The 13,041-nt window shown below is 73.4% G+C and carries 8 protein-coding genes; 3 read left to right on the top strand and 5 right to left on the bottom strand.

The genetic code is table 11. The features are described 5' to 3' along the window. Window positions 1–17: 17 nt before the first annotated feature. Both MTQ12_RS06670 and nudC read right to left on the bottom strand, forming a co-directional pair. Complete coding sequence (locus MTQ12_RS06670; RefSeq protein WP_247425316.1) at window positions 18–2,108, bottom strand: ATP-dependent DNA helicase UvrD2; 2,091 nt, start codon at window positions 2,106–2,108, stop codon at window positions 18–20. After that, window positions 2,105–3,088 (bottom strand): NAD(+) diphosphatase, encoded by a 984-nt coding sequence (gene nudC / locus MTQ12_RS06665; RefSeq protein WP_247425314.1) that lies wholly within the window; start codon window positions 3,086–3,088, stop codon window positions 2,105–2,107. The genes MTQ12_RS06670 and nudC overlap by 4 nt, the downstream gene beginning before the upstream one ends. A 107-nt stretch (window positions 3,089–3,195) precedes the next feature. Here nudC and MTQ12_RS06660 point away from each other — a divergent pair, with 107 nt between their 5' ends. Further along, on the top strand, window positions 3,196–4,482 hold the full coding sequence (locus MTQ12_RS06660) for a phosphotransferase (protein ID WP_247425311.1): 1,287 nt from the start codon (window positions 3,196–3,198) through the stop codon (window positions 4,480–4,482). Here MTQ12_RS06660 and MTQ12_RS06655 read toward each other — a convergent pair. Further along, complete coding sequence (locus MTQ12_RS06655; protein WP_247425309.1) at window positions 4,460–7,963, bottom strand: ATP-dependent DNA helicase; 3,504 nt, start codon at window positions 7,961–7,963, stop codon at window positions 4,460–4,462. The two genes, MTQ12_RS06660 and MTQ12_RS06655, sit on opposite strands and share 23 nt — an antisense overlap. Beyond that, window positions 7,960–11,256, bottom strand: a complete 3,297-nt coding sequence (locus MTQ12_RS06650; RefSeq protein ID WP_247425307.1) for a UrvD/REP family ATP-dependent DNA helicase — start codon at window positions 11,254–11,256, stop codon at window positions 7,960–7,962. Before MTQ12_RS06650 ends, MTQ12_RS06655 begins: the two co-directional genes overlap by 4 nt. A gap of 193 nt (window positions 11,257–11,449) precedes the next feature. Here MTQ12_RS06650 and MTQ12_RS06645 point away from each other — a divergent pair, with 193 nt between their 5' ends. Together MTQ12_RS06645 and MTQ12_RS06640 are read left to right on the top strand one after the other, a co-directional pair. After that, window positions 11,450–12,088, top strand: coding sequence for a TetR/AcrR family transcriptional regulator (locus MTQ12_RS06645; protein WP_247425304.1), 639 nt, complete (start codon window positions 11,450–11,452; stop codon window positions 12,086–12,088). Between the two features lie 66 nt (window positions 12,089–12,154). Beyond that, entirely contained in the window at window positions 12,155–12,379 is a 225-nt protein-coding gene (locus tag MTQ12_RS06640; RefSeq protein ID WP_137319378.1) for a DUF3107 domain-containing protein, read from the top strand. 26 nt (window positions 12,380–12,405) lie between these two features. On the opposite strand, the gene MTQ12_RS06635 is transcribed toward MTQ12_RS06640, so the two are convergent. Continuing rightward, window positions 12,406–13,038 (bottom strand): ferritin-like fold-containing protein, encoded by a 633-nt coding sequence (locus MTQ12_RS06635; protein ID WP_247425302.1) that lies wholly within the window; start codon window positions 13,036–13,038, stop codon window positions 12,406–12,408. Between the last annotated feature and the right edge of the window lie 3 nt (window positions 13,039–13,041).

Below are 13,041 nucleotides of genomic sequence, written 5' to 3'. Positions count from 1 at the left end.
CCGCGCTCCCCCGGGCCTCACACCGAACCGGTGTGCGCCTCGACGAGCGCGATGATGTCCGCGCCGAACTGCTCGTACTTCACCGGGCCGATCCCCGGGATCCGGTCCATCTGCGCCGCCGTGCGCGGCCGCACCTCGGCAATCGCGTTGACGGTCGCGGTGGTGAGGATCATGTAGGCGGGCATCCGGAGCCGTTCCGACTGCTCCCGGCGCCAGTCGAGCAGCGCCACGAGCAGGTTCGCATCGACCTCGCCGGGGCAGTCGCCGCAGCGCTGCAGCTTCTGCTCCACCGCGGTCACGAGCGTCCTCCCGCAGCGCGTGCACCGCACCGGGGCCGTCCGCGCCCGCGGGTTCCGGGTTCCCGCACGCTGTCCGGCGGGCCGGGTGGAGGCCCCGTGCGCACCCTGCATCTCCCCGATGAAGCGCGAGGGCGAGCGCCGGGACCGGCGGCCCTCCTGACGTGCGAGCGACCAGCTCAGCGACAGCTCGGTGCGGGCCCGGGTGAGCGCGACGTAGAACAGCCGCCGCTCCTCGGCCACCGCCGCCGGCGTCGTCGCATAGCTGATCGGCACGAGCCCCTCGGACAGCCCGACGAGGTGCACGCTCTCCCACTCGAGACCCTTGGCCGCGTGCACCGAGGCGAGCGTGACGCCGTTGACGGGAGGCGCGAACTGGTGCTCCTGACGGTCGGCGAGGTCGCTGAGGAAATCCTGCAGGGGCACGGGCAGCTCCGACTTCTCCTGCATCGATGCGGCGAGCTCGACGAGGGCATTGAGCGACTCCCAGCGCTCCCGGCTCGCCCCGGCCCCGCTCGGGGGGCGCGGAGCCCAGCCGATCGCATCGAGCACCTCGCCGACGAGCTCGGGCAGCGGCCGCGGAGCCAGCCGGGCGGCCGAGGCGCGCAGCAGCGCGATCCCCTCCTTGACCTCGCGGCGGGCGAAGAACCGCTCTCCCCCGCGCAGCACGTATCCGACTCCCCGGGCTCCGAGCGCGTCCTCGAACGCGCGGCTCTGCCCGTTCGTGCGGAACAGCACCGCGATGTCCGAGGCCCGCCGGCCCCGGGAGATCTCCTCGGCGATCCGGGCGGCGACCGCCTCGGCCTCCGCCTGGTCGTCGGCGTACTCGGTGAACACCGGAGCCGGGCCGCTGCGCCCGGTGCTGCGGAGCACGAGCGGGGTGCGCCCGGTGTGGGACAGGACCGCGTTGGCCGCCTGCACGATCTGCTCGGTCGACCGGTAGTTGCGCACGAGCGAGATGCTCTGCGCTCCGGGCAGGCGCGAGGGCAGCCGCAGCAGGAAGGAGTCGGTGGCGCCGGCGAAGGTGTAGATCGTCTGCGCGGGGTCGCCGACGACGCACAGGGACTCGCGTCGCCCGAGCCAGCGCATGAGGAGGTCGTACTGGAGCGGGGAGACGTCCTGGAACTCGTCGACGACGAAGTGGCGGTACTGCTCGTGGACCTGCGCGGCGATGTCCTCCCGGGTGGCGAGGAGGCCGGTGAGCGTGAGCAGGATGTCCTCGAAGTCGAGGAGGCGCCGACGGGACTTGATCTCGCTGTAGGCGCGCATGATCTGCTCCATGCCGGCCGGGGTGATGCCCGGGGGCAGCTCGCGGTGCGCGGCCTGCGCCAGATAGTCGTCGACCGCGAGCATCGACACCGCGGCGTACTCGATCTCGGCGGCGACGTCGCGCACCACCTCCCGCTCGACCTCGAATCCCGCTTCGGCCATCGCGCGGGAGAGGATCCCCGCCTTCTGGCCCAGGAGCTCGGGGAAGGGTCCCTCGGCGAACACGTCCCAGAAGTACCGCAGCTGGCGCAGCGCGGCGGAGTGGAAGGTGCGGGCCTGCACCCCGGGCACTCCGAGTGCACGCAGCCGCGCCCGCATCTCGCCGGCGGCCTTCGAGGTGAAGGTCAGCGCGAGGACGTGGCGGACGGAGAAGGCGCCGGTGGCCGCTCCGTACGCGATCCGATGCGTCATCGCGCGGGTCTTGCCCGTTCCGGCCCCGGCGAGGACGACGAGCGGGCCGCTCACGTGCTCGGCGACCCGCCGCTGCTCCGGGTCGAGGTGCTCGAGCAGTGCGGCGGCGGCCGCCGGCTGCGCTGCGGTCATGCTCCCCCAGCGAGCCAGGCGGAGAGGATCTGCCCGGCGATCGAGACGTCGCCGGGCACCCACACGGTGCCGGCCGCGGTCTCCGCGGTGAGCTCCTCGCGGGTGAACCAGCGCACGCGGGTGATCTCGTCGCCGTCGGCACGGGTGTCGCGCGAGACGGCCTCCGCGGTGAAGCCGAGCATGAGTGAGGAGGGGAACGGCCACGGCTGCGAGCCGACATAGACCGGGCGCACGCAGTCCACCCCGGCCTCTTCCCAGACCTCGCGGATGACCGCCGCTTCGAGCGTCTCCCCGGGCTCGACGAACCCGGCGAGGAGGGAATAGCGGTCGGCCGGCCATTGGGCGTTGTTGCCCAGCAGGAGGCGCTCGGTGCCGTCCTCGTCGGTGTGCACGACGGCCATGATGACGGCGGGATCGGTGCGTGGGAAGTGCTCGCTGCCGGTCTCCGGGTCACGGCGCACCCAGCCTCCCACGGCCGGCCGGGTGGGGGACCCGTTGCGGGGCGAATGGGTGTGCGTGCGGTGCCAGTTGCCGACTGCGACGAGGCTGCAGGCGAGCCCGATGTCGAGGTCGTCGAGCTCGGTGGCGACATGGCGGAGGTCGAGCCAGGTGGGCTCCGTGACGTGGATGCCGGTGGTCGGTCCGTCGAGGAGGTCCTCGGCATCGCGTTCGCGCTCCGCGGCGAGCCGGGCGTCGACGGCCGAGCGGCCGGCGTCGTCGAGGTCGACGCCGATCCTGTCGGCGCCATCGGGGTCGATCCCGAGGTAGATCTGGGTGCCACCCTCCGGGACCTGGTCCGCGGTGACGGTGACGAGGTGCCCGGAGGCGATGAGCAGGTAGCCGCGATGGGCGAGGACGCCGCGCGTCCCGGGCCGGGCCCAGACCGCGGAGAGGTCGCCGTCCGTGCCGCGCGACAGGTGGTTGCGGCGCACGCTGCTGCGTGCCAGGCTGGCGGGCTCGAGGAGCGGCAGGGGTCTCATGGTGTCCACGATAGCGAACCGGACGGACACGGCCCGTCCTTCGGGTTTCCGGGTGCGGATCCGTGCGCCTCATCGCCAGGGCCGCCCTGCGGCGGTAGTTTGGAGGGGTGGAGACTCTCGACCTCAAGATCGCTGCCGCCACCGCCGGGATCCTCGACGGGTTCGAACCGCAGTCGTGGCTCGCGCTCGACGACCCGCGCGGCCACCGCGTGCTCGTGTCCGACGGCGAGCGCTCCGTCGTCGCCGTCCTCGTGCCGAGCGCAGGCGCGGAGGGAGCCGATGCGGAGGAGTACGCCGCCGCACTGCTCCGCGGGCTGCTGCCGGGCACCTCGGTGACCTTCCCGCAGATCCTGGGGCGGCTCGCGGTGCCCGCTGAGCAGTTCGACTCCCGCGGGGAGGAGATCCGGGTGTGCGCACCCCTGCCGGGCACGCCGGCCTCCACCGTCGCCTTCGCCGACTCCCCCGCCCTCGTGACGGCGCTCGCGGAGTTCCTCGCCGAGCTCCACAATGCCGACCCCGGGGACATCGCGGACTCCGGCCTCGCCGTGCTCGACAGCGCCGAGGAGCGGCAGCGGCTGCTCGATGCGCTCGACGCCGGAGCCGCCACCGGCCAGGTGCCCTCCGTCCTGCTCTCGCGCTGGGAGACCGCCCTGGAGAATGTCGCGACCTGGCGCTTCTTCCCGTGTGCCGTCCACGGCGGCCTGTCGGAGGACGCACTGCGCACCGAGGGTGGCCGGATCGCCGCGGTCACCGACCTGGGGCGGCTGCACATCGGCGACCCGGCCACCGACCTCGCAGCCGTCACCGCACTCCTCCACCCGGACGCGGTCGAGGAGTTCTTCGCCGTCTACCGCGGTCACCGCGCAGGCCCTGACCCGGGCCTGCGCACACGGGTGGAGCTCCGCTCAGAGCTCACCGCCCTCGACTGGCTCCTCGAGGCCCGCTGGGGCGGCGACGACGGCGAGATCGCCGATGCCGTCGCGCTCCTCGCCTCGCTCGCCGAGCTCACCGAAGCACCGGCCGAGGGGCATACCGGTCCCTACGGCGGCCCGGAGCCCGGGGACGCGCCGAGCGCTGTGCACGCGGAGCCCGCTGGTGTTCAGCCCGCGGCTGAGGAGTCCGCCGGCGAAACCACGGAACCGGACGCCGCTGCCGAGCCGGAGACGTACGCCGAGCCCGCGGCACAGTCCGAACCGAAGTCCGAGCCCCGGTCCGGCACCGACACGGACGCCGGGTCCGATCCGACAGCCGGCACCTCACCCCCGGCCTCGCGACGGACCGAGGTGCGCGCCGACGACGGCTTCCGTCCCGCCGCCCCGGTGACGCACGACATCGACGAGGAGTCGGCCTCGGCGGTCCCGACGCAGCGGATCACCGGCCCCGAGGACCGCTGACCCCATCACCCTCCCGGCCCTGCTGGCCTTCCTCGCTCTGCTGCGCGAGGTCGTCGGCGCCGGATTCGAGGGCGGCGACGAGCTCCGCGGCCCCGAGCAGGCGTGGAGCGCGCACCACCCGGTCGCTGCCGAGGAAGTAGAAGGCCGCGTCGATCGGGAGTCCGGCGTACTCCGGCATCCGGGACAGCGCGAGGGCGTAGACGGACAGCTGGACCGCCATGGTCCCGAGCTGCTCCTCCCCGGGCGCCCGCGCCGTCTTCCAGTCGACCACCCGCAGACCCTCAGGGGTGCGGAACACCGCATCGATCTTGCCGGGCACGTGGATGGCGGGGCCGTCGGCCCGCTCGAGCACGAGCTCGAAGGGGAGCTCGATCTCCGCGGGCTCGAGGCGGGCGAACTCCGAGGCCACGAATACCTCGGTGAGCTCGGCCAGCCGCCGCCGGGCCGCGCCGGACAGCGCGGCGACCGCCGGGTCGACGTCGACATCGCCGAGCGCGGCCTGCCCGTAGTAGTTCTCCACCCAGGTGTGGAAGGCCGTGCCCAGGCCGGTGGCCTCGTTCGGGGCGTAGGGCATCGGGCGGCGCGTGCTCGCGGCGAACCCGGCGGGATCGTCGAGGAACGCGACGATCCCCGTCGTCGACAGGCGCGCGGGGACGGCGAAGTCTGCGCCGCCTGCGGTCCGGGCCTCGTCGAGCGCGATCACCCGAGCGGCGAGCGCCCTGACCTCCGGGTCCGCAGCGGATTCCGCGAGGGACTGCAGGTCGGGGTGCTCCGCCCGGCGCGCGTCCAGCAGGTCGAGGTGGGCGCGCTGCTTCTCGAGGCGCGCGGTGTCGACGACCGGCCACGGGATGCCGGTGGTCGCGGCGGTCGCGCGCTCGCCGGGATCCTCGGCCTCCGGCAGCTCGCTCTCGTCGTGGCCGAGCACCTCCATCGCCTCGTGGAGGAACGGGGAGAACTCATTGGGTTTCGTGCGGGTCGTGTGCAGAGCACCGCCGAGCCACAGGCGGGCCTTGGCCCGGGTCACTGCGACGTAGGCGAGCCTGCGCTCCTCGATGAGGTGGTGCTCCTCGAGCCGCGGTCGGACGTTCGTCGCGAGCCACTCCTTGAATTCCGCGGGTGAGGAGCCACCGTGGGCCAGCAGATCGAGTGGCGGCAGCTTCGCCTGGTCGCCGCGCAGGGGGTAGGGCAGTGCCCCGGGGGCGAGCCACCCCTTCGTCTCCCGGAGCCCGGTCGGCAGGTCGCCCACCACGCAGTCGGGGATCGCGACCGCGTCGAACTCGAGGCCTTTGGAGGAGTGGATCGTCATCACCGTGACCGCCGTCGGGTCCGGCTCGCTCTCCGGGTTCGCGAGCGCGTCCTTCGACTCGAGCACCGTGACCCAGTCGAGGAAGGTGCGCACGGTGCCCTCCGGGTGCTGGGCGGAGTAGTCGAGGGCGAGGGAGACGAAGGCGTCGAGCGAGGCGCGGTGCACCTGAGCCGCGGCGGCGGGCAGCGCGTCGACCTCGGTGTCGATGTCGAGCTCGCGGATGACCTCGCGGACGAGCCCGGGGATCGTCGTCGTCGACCGCCGCAGGGTGCGCAGGGCTGCGGCGAGCCGGGTGATCCTGCGCAGTGCCGCCGGAGACAGCCCGGTGGCCCGGGCATCAGCCTGCGCGCCGGTGGTGAGGAGGTCGTCGATGCCCTCGACGAGGGTGATGTCCTCGATCTCCGGCGCCGGTTCCGCGTCGCCGGCACCTCCCGGGCCCGGAGCTCCGACGGCCTCGGGCCCGGCGGGCGACAGCCGCTCCCGGAGGCGGCGGCTGCGGTGTCGGGTGAAGCGGTCGAGGGCGGCGATGTCGGATACACCGAGCCCGCAGACCGTACCGCTGAGGAGCCGCATGAGGTGGTCGCCGGCACCGGGGTCGACGAGCGCCTGGAGGGCGCTGTGCGCGTCTGCGACGAAGGGGTCGTCGAGCATACCGGTGGATCCGGCGATGTGGACGTCGAGCCCGGCGGCGGTGAGCGCGTGGGCGACGGGGGGGAACTGGCTGCGCTTGCGGCACAGCACCGCCCGCGTCCGGGTAGGCGTCTCCTTCCCGATCTCCACCATCCACCGCGCGAGCCCGGCCCATTGGTCGGTGCCGTACTTCGGATCAGGATCACCGCGGGTGGCGGAGATGTCGACGCGACCGGGTCCGGCTTCGGGGCGGGCGGTGAGCGCGTCGTCCGGATCCGCGTCCGGCAGCGCGGCGGCGAGCCGGTTCGCCACGGCGAGGACCGCGACGTCATTGCGCCAGCTCGTGCTCAGCGTGAGCGAACGGGCGGGTGTGCCGTCCGGGGAGCGGAAGTGGAGCGGGAACTCCCCGATGTTGCGCGCGCTCGCCCCGCGCCAGCCGTAGATCGACTGCCGGGGGTCGCCCACCGCCATCACGGGCAGGCCGGCGAACACGGTGCGGAGCAGCTCGAACTGGGAGTCCGAGGTGTCCTGGTACTCGTCGAGCATGACGACGCTCCAGCGCGCGCGCTCGATGCCGCGCACGGCCGGCACCTCGGTCATGATCCGGTGGGCGAAGGCCACCTGGTCGGAGAACTCCATGGCCGAGCCGGCGCGCTTGAGATCGAGATAGCGGCGGGCGAGGACCGCGACCCGGCGCTTGTGGGCGAGCGGGAGGACGGTGTCCGGGCCGAGGCCGCCCCCGGCGAGCAGATCGATGAGCTCGAGGCGCGCGGGATCCGCTGTGCGCGCCCGGCTGCGCGGACCGGCGGGGACCTCGCCGAGCCCGGCGCGGGCGGCGAGCGCAGTCGCCTCGTCGATGAGCTGTGCCTTGTCCTCCTTGGGGATCCTCTTCCGGCGGATGGCGTCGAGATGCGCGGTGAAGGCCTCCCCGGTGAGGAACGCATCGAGGCAGTCGTCGAGGTGGTCGATCACTGCTTCCGGGGTCTGCAGGTGCTCGTTGATCTGGGAGGAGAGGCCCAGGATCTGGTCGATGACCGTCGAGCGGGCGACGTTCGGGGGGATCTCCCGGTCCGTCGCGGCGTCGACGACGGTGCCGGCGAGCTCCATCGCGTCGGCGATGTCGAGCAGTCGGGACTCCGGTTCGACGCCGATCCGCACCCCGTGGTCGGACACGATCCCGGCGGCGAAGGAGTTGTACGTCGTCACGGTGGGGACGTCGAGCCCGGGCAGGTCCGTGGTGCCGCGCCGGTCGCCTTCCGCGTCCCGGAAACGGTGGAGCAGCCGGCGGACCCTCTCGTTGAGCTCCCCCACGGCCTTCCGTGTGAAGGTGAGGCCGAGGATCGACTCCGCGTCGACGATCCCGTTGGCCACGAGGTAGACGACGCGCTGGGCGATGACGGTGGTCTTGCCCGAGCCCGCTCCGGCGATGACGACGGCGGTGTCGAGCGGGCCCTCGATGATCCGCTGCTGCTCCTCGGTGGGCGGTTCGACGCCGATGATCTCGGCGAGTCGGAGGGCGGTGTAGCGCGGTGCGGTGGGGCTCATGCGTCCTCGGCTCCTGCAACTGGTGCGCCGGCGAAGGCCGGGCACGATGATCTCACCGGACAGCTGCGGCAGATGTCCGGACTCGGGGTGGCGACGAAGCGCGCCGAGCGCATGCCCTCGGCGATGCCTCCGACGAGGGTTTCCGCCCAGGCGGGGTCCGCGGCGTCGTCGAGCGCCGGCTGCTCCCGGGTGGTCGGCTTGGTATTGCGCAGGTAGACGAGCTCCGCCCCGGCGGGCTCGCCGTCGACGCGGGTGCCGTCGGCGCGCTCGGCGCCCCCGGCCCGCAGTGCGAACTGGTAGACCCCGAGCTGCGGGTGCGTGGTGCCGTCGGCGCGGGACACGATGGTCTTCCCGGTTTTGAAGTCGACCGGGCGCACACCGTCCGGGGCACCCGCACGCCCGGGGATGATCTCGAGCCGGTCGATCCGGCCGGTGATCCGCCAGGGCGCACCCGGGGCGCCCTGCGGGGCCGCTGCGTCGACGCCCACCTCCACGGCGACCTCGAGACCCGGGCGCTGCTCGAACGACTCGCGCAGGTACCGGTCGAGGTTCTCCACCATGCGCCGCCCAGTCGCGTACTCGCGGTCGCGCTCCCATGCGGCGTCGAACGCGATCTCGGCGAACCCCTCGTCGAAGTCCGCGATCATGTCCGCGAAGCCGCCACGGGGGTGGGTTTCGGCGATCGCATGGATGAGGGTGCCGAGGCTCTGCGCCCGCGAGCTCGCGGTTCGGCCGCCGTGCCGGGTGAGGAACCAGCGCAGGGCGCAGGAGGTGAAGTCCTCCGCGGTGGAGGGGGAGATCCTGGGTTCGTCGTCCGGCCCGAGCAGCGGGGTCGACGTCGTCACCTCCTGCCAGGCCGTCCAGTTCTCCGGGGCGGCCTCCGCCACGCCGTGCGCGGCGAGCGCGTGGAGGAGGTCCGCCCACTCCTCGGTGTCCGCGCCGGAATCCGCCGCTGCCACGAAGCGGCTGCGGGCGCGGGCGGCGGCCTGGCGCGCGCTCACCGGGAGGAGGTCCGATACGGCACTGCCGTCCCCGCCCACGTCCGCACCGGCATCCGGGCCGTCATCGAGAGGAGCGGCGGGAGCGGTGAGCTCCTCCACCGCGGGGTGGGCCGCCACGGTATCGAAGAACGCGCTCGGCGAGGTGTCGCCGTCCTCGAGAGCCATGACGACGAGTTCGTCGGCGGCGCGGGTGATCGCGCTGAGGAACAGCCGGCCCTCGTCGACGATCGTCGCACGGCGCCGGCGGGCGTACTCCGCGCCCGGGTCCGGGTCGGGCTCTCCTCCGGTGAGGCCGAGCAGGAGGGCCTCGGTGGCGAACATCGAGCCGCGCACACGGGGGTCGGGCCACTGCCCCTCGTCGACGTCGACGACGACGACCCGGGAGAAGCTCCGGTGGGCCAGTGCCGCCGGTGAGTCGACTGCCACAGCAGCCTGCGTGCGGCGGGCGGCGAGCGAATCCTGCGCGAACTCCTGGTCGGCGACGAGGGCGGCGAAGGACCGCGCCCGCAGCGACTCCCGGTCCGCGAGGTCGTCCCCCAGCTTCTCCGCCAGGGAGATCAGGCGCAGGACCGCGTCGAGGCGGTCGTTGATCGGGTCGCCGGGGCTGCTGAGCGCCCGCGCCCGCCACGCCCGGGCAACCCCGGTGGCCTGCCAGAGCCGCCACACCGCGGTGTGCGCGTCTGCGTCGGCGGAGTCTGCGGCGGTGTCGAGGACCGTCGCGAGGGTCCGCAGCGGGTCGGGCAGCTGCGCCGGCGGCAGCTCCTGCAGGGCGCGCACGAGCACGGAGCGGTGCGGTGCAGAACGTTCCCCGCCGTCGTCCGGAGCGCCACCCGCACGCCGTGACAGGAGGACGGCGGCCTCCCGCTCGAGTCCGCGCAGCGCGACCGGATCGACGCCGAGATACGGACCGGTGAGGAGTTCGCGCACGAGCCCGTCGAGGGCGTCCGGGTCCCCGAGATCGACGGTGAGGGCCCGGAGCAGCGGGGCGGTGGCCGGGTCGGTGCGCAGCGGGAGCTCGACGGCACCGACCGGGATCCCGAGGTGCCCGAGCTCCTGCCGGAGTGCGGCCGCGGTGCCAGAGGTGCGTCCGATGACGGCGATGTCGGACCAATCCGTCCCGACGTCGTGGAACCACGTGCGCAGCAGTGCGGCCACGGTGCGTGACTGCTCCGCCGCGGAGCGGGAGAGCGCCACCCGCACGCGGGAGCCCCCGTCCGGTGCGTCAGCCGCCGCGCGCGGGACGTGGCCGCGCGCGAGGTCCGTGGAGATCCGCCGCGCGAAGTCCTGGGACACCGCGGCGATCGCCCCGGCGCCGCGCACGTGCCCGGCCGCGGCCTCGAGGACGATCGGCCGATGGCCCGCGGGTCCGGCGATCGCCGGGGCGCCGTGGGCGGTCACCGCGGCGACGACGGAACCCGAACCGCCCCGGAAGCCCTGGGTGCCGGTGTCCGGGGAGGCGGCGACGGCGATCCGAGTGCCGAGGTCGCGCAGCCCGCTGAGGACCGCGACGGCGGCGTCGGGGAGGTCCTGCGCCGCGTCGACGAGCACATAGCGCGGGACGATCTCACCGGAGAAGCTCCACCGCCGACCGGCGACGGTGCCGGCGTCGCGCTCCTCCCGCAGCACCGCCGCGGCCTCGGCGAGGACGGCGGCGGTGTCGACACCGCCGAACACCGGCACCGCGAGCTGGTCCTCGTAGTCCTGCAGGACCTGGGCGACGGCGGTCCACTCGGGGCGACGGGCCGCCTGTGCCGCGGCGAGCACGTCCGCGGGCGCGAAGCCGCGCTCCATCACCCGGTTGAGCACTTCGCGGAGCTCGTCGCGGAAGCCCGCGGCGCGGCGCACCTCGGCGGTCATGTGGGCGGGCCACGCCGGCGGTGCCGCCCGGCCCTCCTCGTATCCCTCGAGGAGCGTGGCGAGCAGCGCATCCTGGTCCGGCCCGGACACGAACTTCGTGCCGGCGCCGTCACGCACCGCGGCGTGGGCGGACACGATCCCGAAAGCGAGCGAGTGGATGCTCCGGGCGGCCGGGGCCGTGCGCACCCGCTCCGGGTCGAGTGCGATCCGGTCGCGCAGATCCGTGGCGTGGTCCCGAGTGGGGGTCAGCACGAGCGTGTCGTCCGGCCCCGTCCCCGGCAGCGCCGCGAGCCGGGCGTGGACGGCGAGGAGCAGCGCGGTCTTTCCGGTCCCGGGAGCGCCGACGACGCTGACCGCCTGCCCGGCGGCCAGCGCGGCGGCGAGCGCCGCGGGGTCCGCGCCGCTCCCGGCAGCCGCTCCCGGCGCGCTCGGCAATGCTTCCGGCCTTGCGTCGGCCGGTGCGCCGGCCTGCGCTTCCGAGGGTGTGCCCGACGGTGATGTTCCCCTGCTCGTTCCCATGCCGCCCATTCCATCACGCGGCACGGACACGGGTGTGATCTCCACGACTTGTACTCTCTGGTCTGGACATTTGCCTTTGGGTCAGCGATTCTGGCGATAAACTGAGAGGATGACGACATCTCAGAGAATGCCCCAGGCCCAGCGTCGGGACCAGCTGGTCGCGGTGGCCACCGAGGTCTTCTCCCGCTCGGGATACCGCACGGCTTCGATGGATGCCGTCGCGATCGCCGCCGGGGTCTCGAAGCCGGTCCTCTACCAGCACTTCGACTCGAAGCAGTCCCTCTACCTCGCCGTGATCGATGCCGCCAACGCGGTCTTCGATTCCGTGCTCACCGGGGCGCTGCACTCGAGCGATGACAACGAGGAGCGAGTGGCCGCGGCGATCTCGGCCTACTTCTCCTTCGTCACCGATCATCGGTCGGAGTTCCTCATCATCGCCCGCGCCGATTCCTACGAGCCCGGCGCGGTCAAACGTGCGAGCAGCTCGACCGATCGGGCCGCGATGTGGATCGCCGAGCTTATCGAGCGCAAGTCCGGCGCCACGACCGCCGAGGCGAAGCTCCTCGCCGTCGCGATCACGAGCATGGCCGAGGCCGCCGCGCTCCAGCTCGCGGAGACCGCCGAGTTCGAGGCCGACGCCGCCGCCCATCTGATCTCCGGAGTGCTGTGGAACGGCGTGGGCTCGCTGCCCGACTCCGAGGAGGCCGAGGCCGGAGGGGGCTCCGCCGCTCCCGTTCCCGCGGACTAGAGTGGTCCCGGACCCACCCCCGAGCGCGGAGCCGACCGGCTGCGCCGGAATCGATGAAGGAGACCCATGGAGATCAGGATCGGCGTGCAGAACGCCCCCCGCGAACTCGTGCTTGAGAGCACCGCGACGGCCGACGAGGTCAACGAACAGGTGAAGGCGGCTCTGCAGGACGGTGGCATGCTCAGCCTCGCGGACGCCAAGGGTCGGCAGGTCTTCGTGCCCGCCGCCGCCCTCGCCTACGTGGAGACCGGCGAGGAACAGCAGCGCCGCGTCGGGTTCGGGGTGGGCTGAGACGTCGCCCCGGGCGTGAGCTCCGGTCAGGCGACGAGGTCGAGCGCGGCCATCCTGCGCGAGTGATTCGTCATCACCCGCTGCGCGATCGCCGAGACGGCCTCGTCGTCGACCGCAAGGTCGAAGGCCGTGATGAGGTGCCGGCCGCGCACGAGCGCCTCCCCGACGAGCCGCCGCCCCCACAGCGCCAACCGGGAGGACAGCTCCGGCTGCTCGGCGATGGCGCGGGCCAGCCGGCTGCGGAGGTGATCGGCCTGCCGTGTATCATCGAGTACGGCAGTGGCCACCCGTTCGCTCGTCTCATCGAGATTGACCAGGGCCGCGCGATAGAAATCTCTGTTGATCCCGTCGAAGACGTACCCCTTCATGAGGCTTTCGTACCAATCACGCGGCCGGGTGCGTTCCCGCAGCGCGGTGAACGACGGTTCGACGCCCTCCATGAGTTCCGCGATGTCCCCGCCGAGCGCCTCGACGCGAGCGGCGAGCGCCTCGTAGTGGCTCAGGGCGACGCCCGCGACGGCGATGAGATCGACCCGGTCCCGGATGCTCGGGGCCGCCTGCGCATCGGCGGCGGCGCGTTCGACGGACGTGAGCTCCCCGAAGGCGAGGATCGCCAGGGTGGTCGACCGGACGTCGGCGGGCAGGGCGGCAGCAGACATGCG

The organism is Brevibacterium sp. R8603A2 (assembly GCF_023072605.1).
GTDB classification, from domain to species: Bacteria; Actinomycetota; Actinomycetes; order Actinomycetales; family Brevibacteriaceae; genus Brevibacterium; species Brevibacterium pityocampae.
This window is presented reverse-complemented; position numbering and strand designations above follow the sequence as displayed.

Coding starts and splice junctions, on each gene's coding strand:
- MTQ12_RS06670 (WP_247425316.1), bottom strand. CDS start 2,108: ATGACCGCAGCGCAGCCGGCGGCCGCCGCCGCACTGCTCGAGCACCTC.
- nudC (WP_247425314.1), bottom strand. CDS start 3,088: ATGAGACCCCTGCCGCTCCTCGAGCCCGCCAGCCTGGCACGCAGCAGC.
- MTQ12_RS06655 (WP_247425309.1), bottom strand. CDS start 7,963: ATGAGCCCCACCGCACCGCGCTACACCGCCCTCCGACTCGCCGAGATC.
- MTQ12_RS06645 (WP_247425304.1), top strand. CDS start 11,450: ATGACGACATCTCAGAGAATGCCCCAGGCCCAGCGTCGGGACCAGCTG.
- MTQ12_RS06640 (WP_137319378.1), top strand. CDS start 12,155: ATGGAGATCAGGATCGGCGTGCAGAACGCCCCCCGCGAACTCGTGCTT.
- MTQ12_RS06635 (WP_247425302.1), bottom strand. CDS start 13,038: ATGTCTGCTGCCGCCCTGCCCGCCGACGTCCGGTCGACCACCCTGGCG.